Source organism: Corallococcus silvisoli (genome assembly GCF_009909145.1).
Lineage (GTDB): Bacteria > Myxococcota > Myxococcia > Myxococcales > Myxococcaceae > Corallococcus > Corallococcus silvisoli.
In genome coordinates, this window is record NZ_JAAAPJ010000001.1 from 402,160 (window position 1) to 423,847 (window position 21,688).

The 21,688-nt window shown below is 71.2% G+C and carries 16 protein-coding genes; 10 read left to right on the forward strand and 6 right to left on the reverse strand.

The window, feature by feature from the left end; all coding sequences use genetic code 11:
- Nucleotides 1–4: 4 nt before the first annotated feature.
- On the reverse strand, nt 5–739 hold the full coding sequence (locus GTY96_RS01515; RefSeq protein ID WP_161663669.1) for an alpha/beta hydrolase: 735 nt from the start codon (nt 737–739) through the stop codon (nt 5–7).
- A complete protein-coding gene (locus GTY96_RS01520; protein ID WP_235685277.1) occupies nt 736–1,446 on the reverse strand; it encodes a peptidylprolyl isomerase in 711 nt (236 codons plus the stop codon). Before GTY96_RS01520 ends, GTY96_RS01515 begins: the two co-directional genes overlap by 4 nt.
- A gap of 75 nt (nt 1,447–1,521) precedes the next feature.
- Between GTY96_RS01520 and speD the strand changes: the two genes are divergently transcribed.
- The 7 genes from speD to GTY96_RS01550 are packed head-to-tail and all read left to right on the forward strand — an operon-like array spanning nt 1,522 to nt 8,645.
- Nucleotides 1,522–1,872: an adenosylmethionine decarboxylase gene (speD, locus tag GTY96_RS01525; RefSeq protein WP_143897806.1), complete on the forward strand. Its 351-nt coding sequence runs from the start codon at nt 1,522–1,524 to the stop codon at nt 1,870–1,872.
- Complete coding sequence (locus tag GTY96_RS01530; RefSeq protein ID WP_143897808.1) at nt 1,869–3,785, forward strand: DUF4178 domain-containing protein; 1,917 nt, start codon at nt 1,869–1,871, stop codon at nt 3,783–3,785. The genes speD and GTY96_RS01530 overlap by 4 nt, the downstream gene beginning before the upstream one ends.
- Before the next feature lie 39 nt (nt 3,786–3,824).
- The gene (locus GTY96_RS37070; protein WP_186001712.1) at nt 3,825–3,986 is read left to right on the forward strand and encodes a hypothetical protein; all 162 of its coding nucleotides are present in this window, start codon (nt 3,825–3,827) and stop codon (nt 3,984–3,986) included.
- Nucleotides 3,986–4,213, forward strand: a complete 228-nt coding sequence (locus tag GTY96_RS01535; RefSeq protein WP_014393984.1) for a DUF350 domain-containing protein — start codon at nt 3,986–3,988, stop codon at nt 4,211–4,213. Before GTY96_RS37070 ends, GTY96_RS01535 begins: the two co-directional genes overlap by 1 nt.
- Before the next feature lie 13 nt (nt 4,214–4,226).
- Nucleotides 4,227–5,723 (forward strand): polyamine aminopropyltransferase, encoded by a 1,497-nt coding sequence (locus GTY96_RS01540; RefSeq protein ID WP_143897810.1) that lies wholly within the window; start codon nt 4,227–4,229, stop codon nt 5,721–5,723.
- The gene (locus GTY96_RS01545) at nt 5,705–7,345 is read left to right on the forward strand and encodes an FAD-dependent oxidoreductase (protein ID WP_143897812.1); all 1,641 of its coding nucleotides are present in this window, start codon (nt 5,705–5,707) and stop codon (nt 7,343–7,345) included. The genes GTY96_RS01540 and GTY96_RS01545 overlap by 19 nt, the downstream gene beginning before the upstream one ends.
- Nucleotides 7,346–7,370: 25 nt before the next feature.
- Nucleotides 7,371–8,645: a threonine aldolase family protein gene (locus GTY96_RS01550; protein ID WP_161663670.1), complete on the forward strand. Its 1,275-nt coding sequence runs from the start codon at nt 7,371–7,373 to the stop codon at nt 8,643–8,645.
- Between the two features lie 72 nt (nt 8,646–8,717).
- Here the strand turns inward: GTY96_RS01550 and GTY96_RS01555 are convergent, their stop codons facing one another.
- Nucleotides 8,718–9,149 (reverse strand): cupin domain-containing protein, encoded by a 432-nt coding sequence (locus tag GTY96_RS01555; RefSeq protein WP_161663671.1) that lies wholly within the window; start codon nt 9,147–9,149, stop codon nt 8,718–8,720.
- Between the two features lie 274 nt (nt 9,150–9,423).
- Here GTY96_RS01555 and GTY96_RS01560 point away from each other — a divergent pair, with 274 nt between their 5' ends.
- From GTY96_RS01560 to GTY96_RS01570, 3 genes are all read left to right on the forward strand, one after another.
- Nucleotides 9,424–9,888 (forward strand): rhodanese-like domain-containing protein, encoded by a 465-nt coding sequence (locus tag GTY96_RS01560; protein ID WP_143897818.1) that lies wholly within the window; start codon nt 9,424–9,426, stop codon nt 9,886–9,888.
- A gap of 66 nt (nt 9,889–9,954) precedes the next feature.
- Complete coding sequence (locus tag GTY96_RS01565; protein WP_143897820.1) at nt 9,955–11,097, forward strand: hypothetical protein; 1,143 nt, start codon at nt 9,955–9,957, stop codon at nt 11,095–11,097.
- Between the two features lie 13 nt (nt 11,098–11,110).
- Nucleotides 11,111–13,282, forward strand: coding sequence for a bifunctional alpha,alpha-trehalose-phosphate synthase (UDP-forming)/trehalose-phosphatase (locus GTY96_RS01570; protein ID WP_161663672.1), 2,172 nt, complete (start codon nt 11,111–11,113; stop codon nt 13,280–13,282).
- A gap of 19 nt (nt 13,283–13,301) precedes the next feature.
- Here the strand turns inward: GTY96_RS01570 and GTY96_RS01575 are convergent, their stop codons facing one another.
- The 3 genes from GTY96_RS01575 to GTY96_RS01585 form a co-directional block, all read right to left on the reverse strand.
- A complete protein-coding gene (locus tag GTY96_RS01575; RefSeq protein ID WP_201755753.1) occupies nt 13,302–15,599 on the reverse strand; it encodes a hypothetical protein in 2,298 nt (765 codons plus the stop codon).
- 84 nt (nt 15,600–15,683) lie between these two features.
- Nucleotides 15,684–19,346, reverse strand: coding sequence for a DUF3857 domain-containing protein (locus GTY96_RS01580; protein ID WP_161663673.1), 3,663 nt, complete (start codon nt 19,344–19,346; stop codon nt 15,684–15,686).
- Between the two features lie 266 nt (nt 19,347–19,612).
- Nucleotides 19,613–21,652 (reverse strand): glycosyl hydrolase family 18 protein, encoded by a 2,040-nt coding sequence (locus GTY96_RS01585; RefSeq protein ID WP_161663674.1) that lies wholly within the window; start codon nt 21,650–21,652, stop codon nt 19,613–19,615.
- Nucleotides 21,653–21,688: the final 36 nt, after the last annotated feature.

Below are 21,688 nucleotides of genomic sequence, written 5' to 3' on the forward strand. Positions count from 1 at the left end.
CGGGTCAGCGCTCGTCCAGTCGCTTCACGAGGAACGCCGCCAGCTGCTCCAGCTCCTCGGTGATGATGGTGTGCCCGCCATCGAAAGGTAGGAACTCCACCGGCATCCCCGCCCCGGTCAGCAGGCCGCGCAGCCGCTCGCCTTCCGCGTACGGGAGCACGGCGTCCTGGCGGCCATGCCCCTGGAACACCGGCAGGGACGGCCGGGCGTGGGCCTTCACCTTCCACTCCTCGCCGGCGACCTGCGCCCCCGACAACAGGCACAGCCCCGCGGGGGACTCCTCCAGCCGCAGCGCCACGTCCGTGGACATCATCGCGCCCTGGCTGAAGCCGCCCAGCACGATGCGCTGGAAGGGCAGCTGGAGCGCGGCCACCGTGCTCATCAACGCCCGGCGGGCGGCGGGCATCCCCGGCGGCACGGCCAGGGAGTACTGCTCCCAGTCGCGCTGCTGGCCCATCAGGATGGCCATGGGGATCTCGAACCACGCGCGGCCGCCGGCCATGCCCAGGTGCTCCAGGGTCAGGGGCGCTTCCGGGAAGACGAAGCGCACGGCCTCCCCCAGCCGGGGCGCGGCGGTCATCAGCTCCGGCGCCAGCGCCACCAGGTCCGAGCCGGGTGCGCCGAAGCCGTGGCTCAACACCACCGCCAGCGCTGGCTTCGCGCCCTCGGGGAGCGCGTCCACCACGTGGCAGTTCAGCTCTCCCAGCTTCGTGCGCACGTGGCGCGGACGGAGGCTCACGGCTGCGCGTCGCTGATGGTGATGTGCTGGATGACCATGTCCGTGTCCGGCTTGTCCTGGCGGTTGCGCGGCGTGTTGGCGATCTTCTCCACCACGTCGTAGCCCTTCACCACCTCACCGAAGATGGTGTGCCGGCCCTTGAGGAACTGCGGGGTGGACGTGGTGATGAAGAACTGGCTGCCGTTGGTGCCCGGGCCCGCGTTGGCCATGGCCAGCAGGCCCTTCTTGTCGAAGTCCCGGTTGCTCTGGAACTCGTCCCCGAAGCGGTAGCCCGGGTCGCCCCGGCCGGTGCCCGTGGGGTCGCCGCCCTGGATCATGAAGTCGGGGATGACGCGGTGGAAGATGACGCCGTCGTAGAGCGGCTTGCCCTCCTCGCGCGCGCGCGTGCGGGGGTTGAGCCACGGCTGCTCGCCGGACGCGAGCCCCACGAAGTTCGCCACCGTCTTGGGCGCGTCCTTGGAGAAGAGCTTGAGCACGACGGTGCCCTGGTTCGTCTCCATCGTGGCCCAGAGGTCCTGGCCCTCCAGCGCCTTCTTCTGGAAGCCCGTCGCGGCGGCCGCGTCCGTCTGGAGGCTCAGCGTGCGGGGGGCCGCGGTGTTCGCGGGCGTGTTCTGGGAAGGCGACTTCGCCCCCTCGGGCTCCTTGTCCTTGGAGCACGCGGTCAGGGCGAGGCAGAGGAATCCAGCGGTCAGGAATCGGGTGCGCATGGGGCGCGCATCCTAGCGGCTTTCGACCGGGCTCCAGCGTGTTAAAGAGAGCGTCCATCCCCGGAGGTTTCGCCTGTGACAACCGGACAGGAATGGCTGGTTGACGCGAGCGGCTGCGCGCCGGAGCGGCTCAAGGACGCGGCCGTGCTCGCGGCCCTCTTCGAGGAGCTGATCGTCCTGATGGACCTGAAGGTCGTGGGCCAGCCCCAGTGGCACGTCTTCCCGGAGCCCGGCGGCATCACCGGCCTGGCGCTCCTGGCTGAAAGCCACCTGACCCTCCACACCTTCCCCGAGCACGGCTTCGCCGCGCTCAACGTCTATTGCTGCCGCACCCGCGCGCGCCCGGACTTCGCCGCGCTGGCGGCCCGGCACCTGGGCGCCACGTCCTGCCGCGTGCGCGAACTGTCGAGAGGGGTGGAGGCGTGACGCAGGGGGCGTGTCCGTCGTGTGGCGCGAGCGTGGAGTTCAGCGCGGGTTCAGCCCAGGTCGTGGTGTGCGGCCACTGTCAGACGATGGTGGCGCGCGTGGGCGCGGAGCTGGAGGCCCACGGCAAGGTGTCCCGCGTCGTGGAGACGGACTCGCCCTTGCGCCTGGGGCTGGAGGGCCGCGTCAACGGCACGGCGTATCAAATCGTCGGCCACCTCCAGAAGGACCACGGCGCCGGCCCGTGGGACGAGTGGTACGTGGAGCTGTCCGACGACCGCACCGGCTGGCTCAGCGAGTCCGAGGGCGCCTTCCACCTGCTCTTCACCGGCGGGGTGGAGGAGGGCATCCGGCTGGAGGACCTGCACCCCGGCGAGCGCCTGCGCCTGCGCAACCGCCCGCTGGTGGTGGAGGAGCGCGGCCACGGGCGCGTCGTCGCCGCGGAGGGCCAGCTCCCCAGCGACGTGGATCCAGAGGCGGACAGCCATTACGTGGACGCCACCGGCCCCCGCGGCCTGTTCGTCACGCTGGACTTCGGTACGCGCGACCGCGACCCCGAGGTCTTCCTGGGGCAGAAGCTGGAGCTGACGCAGCTGGGCATCCCGCCCGGGGAGCTGCGCCCGCGCGTGCGCAAGGCGCAGTTGCAGCAGGCGCGCTGCACGAACTGCAACGGCCCGCTGGAGCTGCGCGCGCCGGACCAGACGCTGCGCGTGGCGTGCCCGTACTGCGGCGCGCTGATGAACGTGGCCGAGGGCAAGCTGTCCTTCATCCGGCTGCTCCAGAAGCCGGAGCTGCCGGCGGCCATCGGCCTGGGGCAGAAGGGCACGCTCGATGGGGCGGAGTGGATCTGCATCGGCTACCAGGAGCGTTCGTGCGTGGTGGAGGGCACGCGCTACCCGTGGATGGAGTACCTGCTCTACCACCCGGCGCGCGGCTTCACGTGGCTGATGGAGTCCAACGGCCACTGGGTGTTCCTGAAGCCCATGGCGGCCGGTGACGCGAACGTCGTGCCGCAGGTGTCCGCGCACTACCAGGGCCGCCGCTACAAGGCCTTCCAGTCCGTCACCGCCGTCACCGACGCGGTGGTGGGCGAGTTCTACTGGAAGGTGTTCCAGGGAGAGAAGGCGCGCGCCACGGAGTACGTCGCGCCGCCGTACTCCGTGAACGAGGACGCCACCGACAACGAGGTGACGTACACGCACGGCGAGTACCTGCCGCCAGCGCGGGTGCGCGAGGCGTTCGGGCTGAAGGCGCCGCTGCCTCCGCCCCGGGGCATCGCGCCCAGCCAGCCCAACACGCGCCGCGCGGCGATGAAGCAGAACATCCTCTGGTCGCTGGGGTGGCTCTTGGGCCTGTTCGCCCTGTCGGCGTTCCTGCACGCGCGGGCGCTGAACGCCCAGGTCCTGGACCTGACGGTGCGGCTGGACAAGAACGCGGCGTCGGGCACCCCCAGCGCCATGCACTTCAGCGAGCCCTTCGAGCTCACCCGGAAGGGCAACGTGCGGGCCCAGGTGACCATGGGCCATGCGCTCGACAACTCCTGGGTGGGCGTGCAGGGCGACCTCATCAACCAGGACACCCAGGACGTGGTGAGCTTCTACGAGGAGGTCAGCTACTACCACGGGAGCGACAGCGACGGCTCCTGGAGCGAGGGCGGCCAGCAGGGCAGCGTGTTCCTGTCGTCGCTGCCCCAGGGCCGGTACGTGCTGCGCACCACCACGTCGTTCGACGCGAGCCTGGGGCTCAAGGCGGCGTCCGGGGCGGCGCCCATCGACTACCGGGTGGTGCTCACGCACGACACGCCCAACGAGAGCTGGTTCATCATCGCGCTGGGGCTGCTGCTGGTGCTGCCGGTGCTGTCGTTCCTCGGCGCCAACAGCTTCGAGACCGAGCGCTGGAAGGAAAGCAACCTGTAGCGCGGAGGCCCGCGTGGGAAGCGCGGTGGGAGGTGGACGATGAAGTACCTTGGCGGGCTCGTGCTGCTGGCGTACGCGTGGGCCACCTATACCGGCTGGGCTCCGTTCAGTGACGAGGAGCGCGGGCGGGTGACCGGGGACGTGCGGCGCGGTCCCGGCGGTGTGCTGCTGTGGACCGGTGGATTCATGGGAGGCAAGTGATGCTGTTGCTTGGAGTGGTGGTCACGCTGCAGGGAGTGCTCGCGAGCGTCATCTATTCGCTCATCGGCCTGGTGGTGTTCGTGGCCGGCTTCTACGTCATCCGCCTCATCCTCCCGTACGACGTGCACAAGGAGATCGAGGTCGACCAGAACACCGCGCTGGGCATCGTCATCGGCTCCTTCATCCTGGGCCTGGCCATCATCATCGCGGCGGCCATCAGCGGCTGAAACACGTGACGCTTTGAACAAGACGCTGCTCTTCCTCACCGTCCTCGTCATCGCGACGTGTGGGCTCATCTACGAGCTCATCGTCGGGACGCTCGCCAGCTACCTGCTGGGGGACAGCATCACCCAGTTCTCCACCGTCATTGGCGGCTACCTGTTCGCCATGGGCATTGGCAGCTACCTGTCGCGCTTCGTGGAGCGCGGCGTGGCCCAGCGCTTCGTGGAGGTGGAGCTGGCGGTGGCGCTCGTCGGCGGCCTGTGCGCGCCGATGCTGTTCCTCACCTTCACGCTCACCAGCGTGTTCCCCGTCGTGCTGTACGGCAGCGTGCTGGCCATTGGCACGCTGGTGGGGCTGGAGATTCCCCTCCTGCTGCGCATCCTGCAGGACCAGCTCAAGTTCAAGGACCTGGTCAGCCAGGTGCTGACGTTCGACTACCTGGGCGCGCTCGCCGCGAGCGTGGCCTTCCCGCTCCTGCTGGTGCCGAAGCTGGGGCTGGTGCGCACGTCGCTGCTCTTCGGCCTGCTCAACGCGGGCGTGGGGCTGTGGAGCACGTGGCTCTTGGCCCCCGTGCTGGCCAACCCCGTGCGCCTGCGCATCAAGGCCGTGGCGCTGTGCGTGGGGCTGCTCGTGTGCTTCGCGCTGGGGGACCGGCTCACCACCTTCTACGAGGACCAGCTCTACGCGGACGAGGTGGTGCACGCCACCAGCTCGCCCTACCAGCGCATCATCGTCACGCGCGGCAAGCGGGGCTTCTCGCTGTTCCTCAACGGCAACCTCCAGTTCGCCAGCATCGACGAGTACCGCTACCACGAGTCCCTGGTGCACCCGGCCATGGTGCGCGCCCAGAAGGTGGAGCACGTGCTCATCCTGGGCGGCGGGGACGGGCTCGCGGCGCGCGAGGTGCTGAAGTATCCGGATGTGAAGAGCGTCACGCTGGTGGACCTGGACCCCGCCATCACCGGGCTCGCCACGGGCTACAAGGAGCTGGCGGCGCTCAACCACCACTCGATGACGCACCCCAAGATGCGCGTCATCAACACGGACGCGATGCAGTTCCTGGCGGAGGGCGCGAACACCTGGGACGTGGTGGTGGTGGACTTCCCGGACCCCAACAACTTCGCGCTGGGGAAGCTGTACACGACGGGCTTCTACAAGATCCTCAAGAAGCGCCTGGCGCCGGGCGGGGTGGCGGTCATCCAGAGCACCAGCCCCCTGTTCGCGCGGCGCTCGTTCTGGTGCGTGGAGACCACGCTCAAGGCCGCGGGCTTCTGGACGCAGCCGTACCACGCGCTGGTGCCGTCCTTCGGGGAGTGGGGCTACGTGCTGGTGGCGCAGGAGCAGCCCGGCCGCCACCGCCCGCTGCCGGAGGGGCTGGCGTTCCTGGACGAGGACACGCTGGAGGGGCTCACCCGCTTCTCCCCGGACATGTCACCCCTGCCGGCGGAGGTGAACCGGCTGAACAACCAGGTGCTGGTGCATTACTACGAAGAGGAATGGCGCCGGTGGAACTGACGCGGCGCGAGCTGGTGGCCGCGTTCCTGGGCGCCTCCGTGGCGAGCGCCTGCGCGCGGCAGGGCCCTCGCGCGCCGGTGCCGGGCGCCATCGTGGACCGGGCGGTGGACACCGGCCACAAGCTGCGGGGCGGGCCGCTGCCGCGCGCGGAGGCCGTGGAGCCGGTGGACGTGCTGATTGTCGGCGCGGGCGCGGCCGGGCTGTCCGCCGCGTGGCGCCTGTCCGCCGCGGGGGTCCGGGACGTGCGCGTGGTGGAGCTGGAGGCGGAGGCCGGGGGCACGTCGCGCTCCGGCCGCAACGGCGTGTCCGCGTTCCCGTGGGGCGCGCACTACCTGCCCTCGCCCCTGGAGGACCGGGGGCCGGTGATGCGCCTGCTGCGGGAGATGGACGCCGTCACCGGCGTGGACGCGGAGGGCCGCCCGTCGTTCGCGGAGGAGCTGCTCATCCAGGAGCCCGACGAGCGCGTCTTCTTCCGGGGCCACTGGTACGAGGGGCTGTACCTGCGCGTGGGCGCGAGCGCGGAGGACCTGGCGGAGCTGGAGCGCTTCGACGCGCGGATGAACGCCTTCGCCGCCGCGCGCGACGCGAAGGGGCGCAAGGCGTTCGCCGTGCCGGTGGCGCTCTCCAGCGACGACGCGGAGTGGACCGCGCTGGACGCGCTGAGCATGGCGCGGTGGCTGGAGGCGGAGGGCTTCCGCTCGCCCAGGCTCAAGTGGTTCGTGGACTACGCGTGCCGCGACGACTACGGCACCACCGCGGAGCACGTCTCCGCCTGGGCGGGCATCTGGTACTTCGCCGCCCGGCAGAACGGCACGGGGGAGCGCGGCGACGGCTTCCTGTCCTGGCCCGAGGGCAACGGCCGGCTGGTGAAGCAGCTGGCCGCGTCGCTGGGGCCGCGCCAGCTGGAGACCCAGGTCCTGGTGCACACCGTGGAGCCCGGGGAGGCCGGCTGCCGGGTGCACGCGCTGGATGCGCGCACCGGGGCGCCAAGGGCCTTCCAGGCGCGGCAGGTGGTGCTGGCGTGCCCGCGCTTCGTCGCCGCGCACGTGGTGGCGCCCTGGCGCGAGGCCCGTCCGGAGTGGATGGACGCCTTCGCGTACAGCCCGTGGGTGGTGGCGAACCTCACACTGTCCGGGCCGCCGGTGTCGCGGGGCTTCCCGCTGGCCTGGGACAACGTCTTCTATGAGAGCCGGAGCCTGGGCTACGTGGTGGCCACGCACCAGTCGCTGCGCCAGGACGCGCGCGGCCCCACGGTGCTCACCTGGTACCTGCCCATGGCGGGGGGGGATGTGAAGGCGGAGCGCAATCAGGCGCTCTCCGCCACGTATGCGGACTGGGAGGCGCTGGTGATGGCGGACCTCCTGCCGGCGCACCCCGGGGTGGGCGCGCTCGCGCAGCGGCTGGAGGTGCAGCGCTGGGGCCACGCCATGGTGCGGCCCCAGCCGGGCTTCCTTTGGGGGGAGGCGCGCCGCGCCGCGCAGGAGAGCCTGGGCCGGCACCTGCACTTCGCGCACACGGACCTGGGCGGCATGGCCCTCTTCGAGGAGGCCAACTGGTTCGGGGTGCGCGCCGCGGAGCGGGCCCTGTCGGGAATGGGACTCAAGAGCACCAGTTGGCTGTAGCCGTCACACCGGGAGGGCAGGGCACATGAAGGACAGTCGCTTCAGCCGGTCGGAGTTCCTCGCGCTCACCAGCCTGCTCGCGGGCTCCACCCTGTTCCCGGGACGCGCCGGGGCCGCCCCGGACGGCGGCACGCCGTCCCTGCGCACCGTCAAGTCGCCGGGGCTCGCCGGGGTGCCCGCGGCGGACGGAGGCGTGGCGGCGCCCAAGCCGGGCTCGCAGGAGGAGTACGAGCAGCTGCGCCAGGGCTGCATCGCGTCACTGCCCATTAGCTCCACGTCCGACGACGGCGCGGAGTACGTCCGCGTCGGCGAGTGGATGCAGCGCCAGCACCTGGTCAGCGACGGCTACGGCAACGGCGACTTCGTTCAGGCGTTCGAGAAGAAGGTCGCGGACCTGCTCGGCTTCGAGGACGCGTGCTTCATGCCCACGGGCACCATGGCCCAGCTCATCGCGCTGCGCATCTACGCGGACGCGAGCGGCGTGCGCACGGTGGGCGTGCACCCGTCGTCGCACCACGTGTTGCACGAGGACGACAGCTACGCGGTGCTGCACCAGCTGCGCGCGGTGTACCTGGGCCCGTGGACGCGCCCGCTGCTGGCGGAGGACGTGGCCCGCGCTCCCGACGCGCTGGGCACCGTCAGCGTGGAGCTGCCGGTGCGCTGGCTGGGCGGGCAGCTCCAGACGTGGGAGCAGCTCAACGAGCTCAAGCGCACCTGCCGCGAGAAGAAGGTGAAGCTGCACATGGACGGCGCGCGGCTCTGGGAGAGCCAGCCCTTCTACGGCCGCTCCTACGCGGACATCTGCAAGGGCTTCGACTCCGTCTACGTGTCCTTCTACAAGATGGTGGGCGGCATTGGCGGCGCGATGCTGGTGGGCAGCCGCGACTTCATCCGCGAGTCGCGCGTGTGGCGCCACCGGCACGGCGGCAACCTGTTCCACCTGGCCCCCCTGGTGGCCTCCGCCGCCATGCGCCTGGACGCGGCGCTGGCCGCCATCCCCGGCTACGTGAAGCGCGCGAAGGCCATCACCGAGCTGTTGGCGGCGGACCCCCGCGTCACCGTGCTGCCGCAGCCCGTGCAGACGAACATGTTCCACGTGTTCCTGCGCGGGAGCCCCGCGACGTACAACCGGCAGCGCGACCGCATCGCGCGCGAGGACCGCGTCTGGGTGGCGGGAGGCTTCGGACAGACGCGCGTGCCCGGCGTCGTGTCCACGGAGCTTCAAGTGGGAGAGGGGCTCGCCCGCATCAGCGACGCCGACGCCGCCCGCGCCTTCCTGCGCCTGCTGGAGGCGGCCTGAGCGGCGGGCCACCCGCCTTGACGCCCGGGGTCAATGTCAGACACCGGGCGGTTGAAACAGAGACGGCGTGCGTCAGGCCGCCTTCTTGAAGCTGTACTCCGGCTCCTGCTGCTGCGCCTTCAGGAAGAACTCCGAGTCCAGCAGCATCACGATGCGGCCCTTGTCGTCGTGGAACCCGATGGGGCCGTGCGCCGTGAAGTGGATGAGCGACTCCTCCAGCGCCGTGGTGGCGGGGTGCTCGGCGCCCACCGGCTCGTACTCGTAGTCCCCCGCGCGGGTGATGCCCAGGCGGTCCTGCGTCGAGCCGGAGAGGATGTAGATCTCCGCCGGGCCCAGGTGCTTGTGCGGCGCGAAGACGGCGCCCTTCTCCATCTTCAGGATGGCGCTCCACACGCCCGTCTCCGCGCTCACCCGAAGCAGGCGGTAGGAGGTCCCAGGACCGAGCGGCTTCCACTCGAGGTCCGCGGTGTGAACCAGGCCATCCATCATCGTCATTCCGGACATGACATCCTCCACGGTCGGCCCTGCGTGTGTGTCGTTGTCCATGATAACGCTCAATACGGAAATCCTTGCAACTTTGTCTCACTTGCCAGGTTGTCCTGTTTGACGCATGGCTTTGGCTCAGGAAGATTCCACGGCGACTGTTCAGTGGGGGTGGTCCGGGTCGCATTTTCTGATCAGACAGAAAGCGCCCGGTGGTTGCGGACCCCCGTGGAAAGCCGCATAGGAAGGCGTCTCTCACCGCCCCTGTCGCAGGCCCGGGGGGCTGGAGTTCGCCATGCGCACCGCGAGCACGTCCGAGTCTCACTTCTCGTTTGTTCTTGAAACACCCGCCGCGACACCGGAGGCGGCGCGGGAGCACTTCCAGGCGAAGCTGTCGGTGGAGACGGACGCCGCCGACCTGCGCCTGGACCTGGAGCGGGGGCGCAAGGGCTTCGTGGTGGTGGACGTGCGCTCGGCGGAGGCCTACGCGCGGCGCCACATCCCCGGCGCGCTCCACATCCCCGGGCGGCAGGTCAGCGCGGAGAGCACCGCGGCGCTGTCGAAGGACGACGTGGTCGTCGTGTATTGCTGGGGCCCGGGCTGCAACGGCGCGACGAAGGCGGCGGTGCGCTTCGCGGCGCTCGGCTTCCGCGTGAAGGAGCTGCTGGGCGGCATCGAGTACTGGGTGAAGGAGGGCGCGCCCACGGAGGGCACGCTGCCCCAGGGCGTGCCGGTGTTCGGCATGCGGGGTGAAATCTAGGCGGGGCCGCCCGGCGTGGGAGAGGGGGACCGTGGGGCGCGGGGGGCTGGTAGGCTCCGCGCCTCGATGCCCCGCCTCCTCTCGCCCGCGCAGGCCTGGCTGTTCGGCCCTGGCGTGGACCTCTCCGTGTTCGCCGGCAGCGCGCTCGTGTCCGTCGCGTTCGTGCTGGCCGCGCCGTGGCTGGGGGCGGCGGGGGACACGCCCGGGTGGGCGTGGCTCTTGTTCGTGGTGGGCGTGGACGTGGCGCACGTCTGGTCCACGCTGTTCCGCACGTACCTGGACGGCGAGGAGGTGTCGCGCCGGCCGGGCCTCTACGTGGGGGCGCCGCTCGCCGCGTACGCGGTGGGCGTCTTCGCGTACGGGGTGTCTCCTGGCGCGTTCTGGAGCGTGTTCGCCTACGTGGCGCTGTTCCACTTCATCCGCCAGCAGTATGGCTGGGTCGCGCTCTACGACCGGAAGGCGCGCGCGTCCCCCTTCGAGCGGCGCCTGGACGCGGCGGCCATCTACGCCGCGACGCTGGGCCCCGTCGTCTGGTGGCACGCGCACCTGCCCCGCGCCTTCTGGTGGTTCGTGGAGAACGACTTCCTCGCCGGGCTGCCCGCGTGGGCGGGCACCGTGGCGCTGGGCGCGCACGCGGCGGTGCTGGCGCTGTGGGCGGCCCACCAGGGGCTGCGCGTCGCGCGCGGCGACGGCGTGCAGGCCGGCAAGGTGCTGCTGGTGGTGGCGACGTGGGTGGCGTGGTTCGGCGGCATCGTGCTCGCGCGGGATGACTTCGCCTTCACGGTGATGAACGTGGTGCTGCACGGCGTTCCGTACTTCGCGCTCTTGTTCCGCTACGCGCGCGGGCGCCACGCGGAGGGCGGCTTCGGCGGGATGGGCGTGCTCCTGCGCGCGGGGCTGCCCGGCTTCCTGCTGTTCCTCGGGATGCTGGCGCTGCTGGAGGAGGGGCTGTGGGACGCGCTGGTGTGGCATGAGCGCCCGGCGTTGTTCGGCGACATGGGCCCCATCCTGGAGGCCGACATGCTGGCGCTCGTGGTGCCGCTGCTGGCGCTTCCGCAGGCCACGCACTACGTGCTGGATGCGTTCGTGTGGAAGGCCGGGCGGGAGCCCGCGCTGCTGAACAGGCTGGGCTGGACGCGGGCGGCGCAGGGTCCGACAACCGGCAGCCAGGCACACACAGTGGTAGCCATCCGCGGCGGAGGTGAATAGAGCTAGTGGGTCTATGGCTCGACTCCTGCTCGTCTCGAACCGTCTTCCCGTCACCGTCAAGGCGGAGAAGGATGTGGTCTCCGTGGTGCGGAGCGCGGGGGGGCTCGCGACCGGGCTCAGCCGTCCGCACGAGCGCTCCGGAGGCATGTGGATTGGCTGGCCGGGAGATGTCTCCCGGCTGACGGACCCCCAGCGCGCCCAGGTGGAGCAGCAGCTGGCGGACCTGCGGTGCGTGCCGCTGTACCTGTCCGCCAGCGAGGTCAGCCGCTTCTACGAGGGCTACTCCAACCGCGTGCTCTGGCCGCTGTGTCACTACATGCTGGACCGCGTCCCCAGGCAGGATCGGGACTGGGACGCGTACCGCAAGGCGAACGAGCGCTTCGCCGACCTGGCCGCGAAGCACTACCAGCCAGGCGACACCATCTGGGTGCACGACTACCAGCTCATGCTGGTGCCCGGGCTGCTGCGCCAGCGCCTGCCCCACGCGCGCATCGGCTACTTCCACCACATCCCGTTCCCCTCGTCGGAGATCTTCAGCACGCTGCCCCGGCGCGGGGAGCTGCTCAAGGGCCTGCTGGGCGCGGACCTCATCGGCTTCCACGCGGTGAGCTACGTGCGGCACTTCTCCGGCACGCTGCTGCGGCACCTGGGGCTGGACACGGACATCGACCGCGTCCTCTTCCAGGGGCGCGAGGTGCGCGTGGGCGCCTTCCCCATGGGCATCGACGCCGCCGCCTTCGAGACGCTGGCGCGCGAGCCCGCGGTGCTGGACGAGGTGAAGGTGCTGCACGAGCGCGCCCACGACGAGCGGTTGCTCGTGGGCATCGACCGGCTGGACTACACCAAGGGCATCCCCCGGCGCCTGCTCGCGGTGCAGCGGGTGCTGGAGCGCTCCCCGGCCCTGCGCGGGCGCCTGCGCTTCATCCAGGTGGCCGTCCCCAGCCGCACGCAGGTGCAGGCCTACGCCGAGTACCGCGAGACGGTGGACGAGCTGGTGGGCCGCATCAACGGCCTCTACGGCACCGTGCACAGCACGCCCGTGCACTACCTCTACCGGTCGCTCAACGAGAAGCAGCTGGTGAGCCTCTACCGGGGCGCGGACGTGATGCTGGTGACGCCCGTGCGCGACGGCATGAACCTGGTGGCCAAGGAGTTCTGCGCGGCCCGCCCGGACGAGGACGGCGTGCTCGTGCTCAGCGAGTTCGCGGGCGCGGCGGCGGAGATGCGCGACGCGCTGCTGGTGAACCCCTACGACGTCGAGGGCATGGCGGACGCCATCGAGCAGGCGCTGGAGATGCCCAGGCCGGAGCGCCAGGAGCGCATGCGCCACCTGCGCACGGGCGTGAAGACGCGCGACGTGCACTGGTGGGTGGGCACCTTCCTGGACCGGCTCCAGGGGCTGCCCTCCGTGGCGGAGAAGCCGCCGCTGCCCGACGGCATGCTCGCCCTGGACAAGCTGAAGGGGCCCGGGCGCAAGGTGCTGTTCCTGGACTACGACGGCACGCTCGTGGGCTTCGCCCCCACGCCGGAGCTGGCCTCGCCGGACGCGGAGCTGATGACGCTGCTCAAGGAGCTGTGCGCCCGGCCGGACCTGTCCGTGCACCTGGTGAGCGGCCGCCCGCGCGAGACGCTGGAGGCGTGGTTCGGCGAGCTGCCCCTGGGCCTGCACGCGGAGCACGGCCTGTGGTCGCGCACGCGGCGGGGCCAGCCGTGGCAGGCGCTGCCGGGCGTGTCCTTCGAATGGAAGCCGAAGGTGCGGCCCGTGCTGGACACGTTCGCGGCGCGGATCACCGGCTCGTTCGTGGAGGAGAAGACGGCGTCGCTCGCGTGGCACTACCGCCGCGTGGACGCCGAGTTCGGCGCGCTCCAGGCGCGCGAGCTGCGCCTGCTGCTCTTCGAGAAGTTCGCCCACGAGCCCATGCACATCCTGCCCGGGGACCGCGTGGTGGAGGTGCGGCCCAAGGGCGTCAACAAGGGCCGCGTCGTGGCGGAGGTGCTGCGCCAGGAGTCGCCGGACGTGCGCGTGCTGGCCGTGGGCGACGACGTCACCGACGAGGACCTCTTCGCGGCGGTGCCCCAAGGGGGCCTCACCGTGCACGCGGGCAACAAGCACACGCGCGCGGCCTACCGCGTGGACGGGCCCCCGGAGGTGCGGCGGATGCTGAAGGGGCTGCTCGGGAAGTAGCGCGCGGGCTCAGGGGGCTTCAGAGGTTGAAGCCCACGTTGCCCACGGAGATGCTGGGCCCGAAGATGAAGGACCACTTGCTGGAGGGCACCACGACGTCGGTGGTGGGGTCGCCGTTGGTGCGCCGGGTGATGTCGCCCCGGAACTCGCGGGCGATCCACGCCTGCGCGCCTACCGCCGCGCCCGGACCGATGGGCACGCGCAGGCCCAGGCCCAGCACGGCCGCGAGCGTGGGCGGGAACTGGATGTCCCCGGACTGCGGCACCAGCCCCATGCCCATCAAGCCCAGCTCGATGCCCAGGAGGCGCTCCTGGCCCTCGTTGTTGAGCAGCGCCAGGCGCGACAGCACGCCGAAGTTGACGGCCAGCTGCCCCGAGGGCTGCGTCGCGCGGTAGAGGCCCGCGGGGATGGTGGCCATGGTGTAGAGGCGGAACATGCCGCCGCGCACGATGGCGGTCCACTGCGCGGAGGGCAGGCCGGTGCGGTCCACTGTGGACAGGGCGTAGCGGGACTCGTCCGCGACGTGCGCCACCTGCACGAGGATGCGGTCGTACTGGCCCAGGTTGCCCTGCACGGGGATGACGCGCATCTCCCCCTTGGGGCGCAGGAACAGGCGCTGCTCCACGTGGCTCTCCGAGCGGTTGGTGCCGTCGGACTTCGTCACGTCGATGCGCAGGGTGATCTCCTGGTTGCCCTCCTCCGGCGTGAGGCGCTCGCGGTGGATGATGACGCGGCAGGTGTTGCGCATGGCGTAGGCCACCCGGTGCGGGCGGCTGGGCGTGAGCGTTTCGTCCACGCCGTCCTTGTTCGCGCAGATGAACTCCACCAGGCTCTCCACGTTGGTGGGCACGCTCGCCTCGCGCACCGCGCGCTGCACGCGCTCGCTGGTGAGGAAGAGGTCCGCCGTGGCCAGCTCTCCCGGCAGCGTGGGCAGCCGGTAGGCGAAGCGCAGCGACACGAAGCCGCCCGCGGTGGCCTCGCCCTGGATGAGGGTCACGGACTCCCGCGTCGTCACCGTGTAGGCGCCTCCCAGCGGGCGCAGCACGAAGCGGCCCAGGCCGCCGTTGGAGGCCACCGTCACCTCCGCCGGGCGGTTGGTGGGCACGAAGTCGATGGTGCCGTGGCCGGGCAATTCCAGCGTCGCGCGCGGGTCCGGCACGGGCTTCGTGTCCGCCGTCTCCGACGCCACCACCGTGCCGTCCACGCGCGACGTGATGGCCGTGACGGTCACCTGCTGCTCGGAGGTGCCGCTGGTGCGCAGCAGCACGTAGGTGCCGTCCGGGGCCTTCACCACGCGCTCCACGCGCACGCGCGCGCCGTTCACCGTCCAGAGCAGGGCGCGCGGGTCGTGCGCGCACGCGGCGTCCAGGCGCATCACCAGCGCGGAGTCCTCCGCGTCGCGCAGCGCCGTGCCCTCCACCGCCGCGAGCGGGCAGGCGAGCACGGGCAGCGTCTCCGCCACGGAGGTGTCCAGCGCGTCGCCCCGGGCGAAGAACACGCGCGGCACCAGCCGCAGCCGCAGCGCCACGGTGGGGTTGAGCCCCGGCACGTTGCGGATGGACACCGCGCCGTCCGTCACCTCGCACCGCGCGTTGCCGCAGTCCACGGAGGCGATGGCCTCCGAGTGCGTCACCGCCACGTAGCCGGGGCCCTTGGACAGGTCCACGCCGGAGGACTGGATGAGGGGCCGGGTGAGCACGGTGCGGCCCGGGCGCAGGCGGAAGGCCTCGTCGTCCAGGAAGCGCCCGTTGGCGTCGTACGTCGTCACGTTCGCGCCCCTGCGGCCGAACGGAGGTATCCACGACAGCGTCGCGTCCGTGGGCAGGCCCGGCGTCACCGGGACGGCGCACTCGGTGGGGCTGTTGGGTTCCAGGCACATGTCCTGGCCGTCCATGGGCTCGCGCTGCGGCTCCGGCCCCCGGGGCACCCCGGACCAGGCGATGGACACGTTCTTCAGGCCCGTGCCCTTCAGCTCCAGCCGCCCGTCATCCGGGAAGAAGGTGGTGGAGGCGCCGTCGATGCGCGGGAAGGGGCCGGTGGCCACCACCACGAGGGTCTCGGTGGCGGTGGCGCACCCGGCCTCGTCGTCCGCGACCTTCAGCTCCAGGGTGCGGCTGGCGTCGTCCGCGCGCGTGGGCGGCTTGAGCGTGCGGCCCTCCGGCCCCAGCACCCAGCCGCCCCGCACGGGGCCGCACAGCACGCCCTTGGGGATGACCTCCACCGCCCGTCCCCCTTCGGGGAGCTGGACGACGGGAGCGGCGGCGGCGGTCCCCGCCACCAGCAGGCAGCCAAGGACGAGCGCGCGTGCAGGGTGCATGCGAATGCTTAAGCACGGAGGGCCGCGTCCGGGTCAAGCCCTCCGTGCGAAGCAGTGCCCAGCAGGCACCGCGAGTGTCCGCGATTACCGCGAAGCCGTCTTCTGTCCCGGCCCCTGGAGCAGGATGCGGCGGCCGAAGGCGCGGTCCACGCGGCCGAGGAACTCACGGAACTGGGGGTACTCCTCCGCCTTGATGCGGGCGACGGACAGGGCCACCTCGCCGTCGGCGACGAGCGCGCCGTTCTCCACGCGGTAGGTGAGCTTCACGCGGCCGAACTGGGTGGTCTCCTCCACCGCCTGGGGCAGCTCCGCCACGGTGTAGCCGCCGGGCAGCGTGTAGCGCAGCTTGAAGGTGTTCACCCACGGGCTCTGCATCACCAGGTCGAAGCGGCGCTCGGCGAGCGACGCGTACGCCTGCTGATAGGTGCGCCCCGTGCCGAAGGGCAGGAAGCGCAGGCTGCCGCCGGGGAGCACCTCCGCGTAGCGCGGGATGCCCATGTTGAAGCTGAGCGTCACGTCGTCATCCAGGCGGGTGGTGTCGCTGAGCTTCACCTCGCGCACGGTGAGGCCGGGGAAGCTCTGCGCCCACGCGCGCTCGAAGGTGGACTTGCGGGTGGACTCCGGGCGGTAGGCGCGGCGGTAGTCCGGCGCGGACTGGCCGGACACGCTGCTCTGGCCCTTCACGTCCGCGCCGCCGTCGGGCCGCAGGGCCACGTCCATGGCCAGCGTGGTGGCGTTGTCCTCCGCCTTCGCCTCCGGCGTGGTGAGGAAGTTGCTGGTGCCGTTGGGGTCCACCACCAGCACGTTGGCGACGCGGTCCGCGGACGGCAGCTCCTTGGCGCCGTGGAACTCCGCGGTGCCGTCCAGGTACATGTCGAACTTGGGCACGTACGCGATGGCGTGGTTGAAGGCCGCCAGCGACGCGGGCTCCGCGTCCAGCGCGCCCAGGTTGCGCATGCGCAGGAGCACCAGCCGGCTGTCCACGCCGGCCACCTTCAGCATGGAGTGGATGAGGCTCGCCTTGTCCTTGCAGTCGCCGAAGCGGCGCGCCAGCACGCGGTCCACGCGGTACGGCTTGAAGCCGTGGATGCCGAACTCCAGCGCCACGTAGCGGGTGTTGGTGACGACGAAGGAGTAGATGGCGCGCACCACGGCCAGCTGGTCCTTGCGGTCCACGCCGGTGAGCACCTGGTCCACCGTCGCCTTCAGCTCCGCGTTGGGCTGGAGCTGGTCGCGCACGAGGCCCCACCAGTAGTGGCCCACCTGGTCCCACGTCTTGTACGTGGAGATGTGCAGGTTCTGGGCGACCTCCGCCCAGCCCGGCATGCCGGGCTCCGGCACCACCTTGGAGACGTGCTTCGCGCCGAAGCGGTACACGGTGCGGCCGGCCTCCGGGGCCTCCTGCTGCTGCTCCACGCCCGCCAGGCGGCTCTTGTTCCAGTACAGCGGCCGCTCCTTGGGCATGTCCACGACGTACTGGAAGCGCACCTTCGGGTAGACGCCCTGCACGCTCTCCACGTCGCCCCAGTAGTCCGACAGCAGGTTGTCCTGCGCGGTGTCGTCCAGGCGGTAGGTGAGCTCCAGCGTGTCGCCCGCGGCCAGCGACGGGAAGGACAGCACGCGCGCGCGGGCGTCGTAGTACATGCCCGTCCACGGCTCGTTGATGTTGCGGTCCGCGTCGCCGTAGCTGTCCACCACGGAGCCGTCCGGCTTCGTCACGCGGGCCTTCAGCACCCGCACCTCCTGCCGGTCCGGCGAGTAGGTGACGGGGACGCTGCGGAACGCGTCCACGCCGCGCTGATTGAGGACGCGCACCACCATCTGCTGGAGGCGGCTGGACAGGCCGCTCTTCTGCACGCGCACGTAGGTGTTGTCCACGAGGTACACGGCGTCCTCGTGCACGTAGCCCTCCGCCTCCTTGGACAGGGGCTTCGTGTCCACCAGGTACTGGGTGCCGGCGCTCTCCGACTCACCCTTGAGCGTGCGCAGCGCCTCCTTCAGGCCGGGGTTCTGCGGGCGCAGCACCAGCGAGCGCTCGAAGGCGGCCAGGGCGGGCTCGCGCTGTCCGGCGGCGAGCAGCGCGCGGCCCTCGCGCTCGTACACCTCCGGCTCGTCCGGGGAGAGGGCCTTGGCCTCGGTGAAGAGGGCGGTGGCCTCCTCCGCGGCGCCGTTGGCGGCCTTCAGCTCCGCCAGCCGCACGCGCGAGCCGTTGTCGAAGGGGTTCAGGTCGGTGAGCTTGGCGTACTCGCGCTCGGCGGCGTCCACCTTGCCCGCGTCCGCGAGCATGGCGGCCAGCTGCCGGCGGGTGTTGGTGTCGTCGTAGCGCAGCGCCAGCACCACGCGCATGCGGTCCATGGCCTCCTGGTCGCGGCCCTGCTGACGGGACGCCGCCGCGGCCACCCGCACCACGCGGGGCACGCGCGGCTGCTGGCGGAAGGCCTCCTCCACCAGCGCGTGCGCGCGGGCGCGCTCGCCCAGGGCCTCCGCCGCGCGGGCGAGCAACAGCCGCGCGCCCGGCACGTTGCGGCCGTCCTCCTGCTCCAGGATGGGGGCGACCAGCGGCTGGACGCGCTCCGGGTGACCCCGGTCCATCTCATGGTCCGCCAGCGCCAGCCGCGCCGGGGCGTACGCGCCGTCCGCCTTCACGGAGGCCTCCAGGAAGCGGCGGCGCTCGTTGAGGTCGTCCGTCTGCGTGTTGGCGGCCAGCAGCTGCAGGCGCGCGTCGTTGGGGGCGCTCTCCGCGGCGAGCGCGGCCTCGGCGCTGGCGGTGTGCTCGCGCTCGTCATAGGCGCGGAAGAAGGCGAGCACCTGGGCGTAGTCGCCGCGCAGGGCCGCGTCGTCCGGGTGCTTCTCCACCAGCGCGCGCAGCGAGGAGGTGAGGGTGGGCAGGGGCTGCGGCGCGGGCGTGGGCATGCGCTCCAGGGCGGGGGCCTTGGCGGGCAGCGACGCGCGGGCGGAGGCGGACTCCGAGCGCAGGTAGAAGCCCAGCGGGCCGGTCTCCTGGCACACCTTCACGAGGACGCGGTTGAGGCCCTTCTTGAGCTTCACCGACACGCGCGTCTGGTCCGGACGGGGCAGGTTGTAGCGGTCCTCCTTGGACGCGAGCTGCCCGTTCACCCACAGGCGGTAGCCGCCGGAGGTGCCCAGGCCCAGCGCCACGCGCGTGTCCTGCGGGACCTCCAGCCAGGTGAGCGCGTACGCCACGGCCTCCTTGTTGGGGCGCACGGCGGTGGCCAGGTCCACGTAGCCGTCCGCGGACGTGACGGAGAGCTTGCGCCAGGTGACCTCGCGGCCCTTGGCGCCGGGGTAGCGCGCGGTGAGGTCCAGGTTGGCGGCCTCGGGGCCGAAGTCGGTGTCGCAGCCGGCCTTGCCTTCGTTCTCGAAGCCGCCGACGACGTAGTAGTCGTTGACGAAGCCCAGCCACTGGCGGACCTCGTTGGCGCGCACCATGCGGCCGCGGGCGCGCTCCGCGTCCATCAGGAGCAGCTGCGCGGTGGTGCGCGTGTTCGCATCCGCCGTGCGGCGCGAGGAGAGCTGCTGGTACGTGCTGATGAGCGGGGTGAGGTCCTCCACGTCATCCACCAGCGCGTGCATCCGCAGCAGGGCGGCGCCGCCGCGCGGCGAGTTGAAGGCCTTCACGGCTTCGGCCGCGTACTCGCGGGCCCGGTCGTCCGCGTTCGGCTTCGCGAACCCCAGCACGGGGCAGGTGAGCACGAAGACTGCGGCCAGCGATGTGAAACGCGACATCCGTTCTCCTCAAGTGGCAGCGGCGCCACGCGGCGACGCCAGGACGGCAGGGGGCGATGACGCCAGTGAACAGGCGGACCCGTCACGGCCTTCCCCTGCATGCGGCCCCGGACGGCGGGCAGGCAACCCAGACACCCGCAGTCTATGCCGGACCGGTGTGGGGTGGGGTGGGCCCGTGGAGGCAACGGCACGAAAACGGACGGGGCCGGCGCGGGCGCGAATGCCCGTGCCGGCCCCGGTGGGGCCCCGTTGCTGGGGGAGAGGCGTCAGTGGAGCTTGGCGTAGAGGGCGTTGACGAGGCCGCCGTCATCGCCGCTCAGCTCCCAGAACATGGCGCCGCCCAGGCCCTTGGCCAGGATGTAGTCCGACTTGGCGGCGACGCTCTCCGGGTCGTCGTAGGCGACCCACACCTTGGTGGACGGGCTGTAGAGGTAGGCCTGCTTGCTCTCCGGGTGGAGGAACTTCGTGTAGCCGGAGCCCGCGCGCTCGTAGTTGGCCTTGAGGTCCTTGTAGTCGAACACGCCGGTGAGGCCGGACTGGCCGTCATCCCAGGTGCCCTTGGTGGGGACGCCGCTCTGGAACAGGCCGTTGTTCACGTTGGGCACGTTGCCCCAGCCGCGGCCGTAGAAGGGCACGCCCAGGACGATCTTGGACGCGGGCACGCCCAGCTGGAGCATCTTGGAGATGGAGCCGTCGGTGTAGAAGCCGTCGTTGGCGCCCGGGTCGCCCGTCACGCGGTTGAGCGCGGAGTGGAAGTTGACCGTGCTCTCGAAGGCGCCGTGGTAGTCGTAGGACATCACGTTGATCCAATCGAGGATGCCGGAGAGCTTCACGGTCTCCTGCTTGTTGGCGAGCAGGTCCGGAGACGCGCCCGACGCGATGGTGAGCAGGTAGGGCTGGCCCGTCTGCGACGTGACGGCGGACAGCTGGGTGCGGAACTCCTGCATGAGCAGGGTGTAGTTCACCTTGTCCGCGGGGCTGCTGATGTTGTCCGGCAGGCCACCGCCGGTGGGGTACTCCCAGTCCACGTCGATGCCGTCGAACACGCCCACGCCGTTGGCAGGGGTGACGCCGGGGAACTGGCCCTTCACGTACAGGTCCACGCAGGACTTCACGAACGCGGTGCGCGACGCGGCGGTGGCGGCCACCTGGGAGAAGTACTTGGACCAGGACCAGCCGCCAATGGAGATGAGCAGCTTGAGCTGGGGGTTCGTCTTCTTCAGCTCCTTGAACGCGCGGAAGTTGCCGCGCAGCGCGCCCGGGTCCCATTCGCCGGGGTAGCCGAAGCCCTTGTCGATGTCCGCGAACGAGTCCCCCAGCACGCACTTGCCGTCCGCGGAGATGTTGGAGAAGGCGTAGTTGATGTGCGTGAGCTTCGACGCGGGGACGTTGGACACCTGGTAGTTGCGGCCGTAGATGCCCCAGGCGGTGAAGTACCCGACGATGCGCTTGCCGCCCGGCGGCGGCGTGCCGGGCAGCTCCACCACGACGGTGACGCTCTGGGTGCCCACGTTGCCGGCGGCGTCGTACGCCTTCACGGTGTACGTGTACGTGCCGTTCTGCGCGGACGTGGAGAACGTGCGCGTGAAGGACGACGCGGTGGCGACCGCGGTGCCGTTCTCCAGGATTTCAATCTTCGTCACGCCCACGTTGTCGGTGGCGCTGGCGGAGATGGTGACGGAGCCCGCGGCGGTGATGCGCGACGCGCTGGCGCTGGCGGTGACGACGGGCGCGGTGGTGTCGCCGGTGCCGGGGATGCTCACGGTGACCGTGAGCGTCTTGCTGCCCACGTTGCCGGCGGCGTCGTACGCCTTCACGGTGTACGTGTACGTGCCGTTCTGCGCGGAGCCCGAGAAGGCGCGCGTGTAGGACGACGCGGTGGCGACGAGGGTGCCGTTCTCCAGGATTTCAATCTTCGTCACGCCCACGTCGTCGGTGGCGCTGGCGGAGATGGTGAGGGAGCCCGCGGCGGTGATGCTGCTCGTGCTGCTGCTCGCGGTGACGACGGGCGCCGTGGTGTCGCCTCCACCGCCCGTGGCGGGGCCCAGGTCCAGCCACAGCGCCGCCACGGCCACGGGGGTCCAGTCCGCCTGGGACGTGTGGGCCTGACGGCACTGATAGACGCGGCCTTCGTAGGTGACGCGCGTGCCCACCGAGTAGGCGACGCCCACGGCCCACGCGGCGTCCAGCGGCGCCTTCATCACACTGCCCGGGCCCTGGGCTTCGGGCGCGAAGGTCTCCTGGCCACAGCCCGCGACAGTCAGCGCGGACGCCACCAGGCCCACAATCCATTGCCTACGACGCATTCGTGTTCTCCTCGCCTGCGGTTCACGCGGAAGGAG

What these genes read in the sequence shown, in the direction of transcription:
- GTY96_RS01520 (WP_235685277.1), bottom strand. Translation starts at nt 1,446, where the DNA reads ATGCGCACCCGATTCCTGACCGCTGGATTCCTCTGCCTCGCCCTGACC.
- GTY96_RS37070 (WP_186001712.1), top strand. Translation starts at nt 3,825, where the DNA reads ATGAAGTACCTTGGCGGGCTCGTGCTGCTGGCGTACGCGTGGGCCACC.
- GTY96_RS01535 (WP_014393984.1), top strand. Translation starts at nt 3,986, where the DNA reads ATGCTGTTGCTTGGAGTGGTGGTCACGCTGCAGGGAGTGCTCGCGAGC.
- GTY96_RS01545 (WP_143897812.1), top strand. Translation starts at nt 5,705, where the DNA reads ATGGCGCCGGTGGAACTGACGCGGCGCGAGCTGGTGGCCGCGTTCCTG.
- GTY96_RS01550 (WP_161663670.1), top strand. Translation starts at nt 7,371, where the DNA reads ATGAAGGACAGTCGCTTCAGCCGGTCGGAGTTCCTCGCGCTCACCAGC.
- GTY96_RS01555 (WP_161663671.1), bottom strand. Translation starts at nt 9,149, where the DNA reads ATGTCCGGAATGACGATGATGGATGGCCTGGTTCACACCGCGGACCTC.
- GTY96_RS01560 (WP_143897818.1), top strand. Translation starts at nt 9,424, where the DNA reads ATGCGCACCGCGAGCACGTCCGAGTCTCACTTCTCGTTTGTTCTTGAA.
- GTY96_RS01565 (WP_143897820.1), top strand. Translation starts at nt 9,955, where the DNA reads ATGCCCCGCCTCCTCTCGCCCGCGCAGGCCTGGCTGTTCGGCCCTGGC.
- GTY96_RS01570 (WP_161663672.1), top strand. Translation starts at nt 11,111, where the DNA reads ATGGCTCGACTCCTGCTCGTCTCGAACCGTCTTCCCGTCACCGTCAAG.
- GTY96_RS01575 (WP_201755753.1), bottom strand. Translation starts at nt 15,599, where the DNA reads ATGCACCCTGCACGCGCGCTCGTCCTTGGCTGCCTGCTGGTGGCGGGG.
- GTY96_RS01580 (WP_161663673.1), bottom strand. Translation starts at nt 19,346, where the DNA reads ATGTCGCGTTTCACATCGCTGGCCGCAGTCTTCGTGCTCACCTGCCCC.
- GTY96_RS01585 (WP_161663674.1), bottom strand. Translation starts at nt 21,652, where the DNA reads ATGCGTCGTAGGCAATGGATTGTGGGCCTGGTGGCGTCCGCGCTGACT.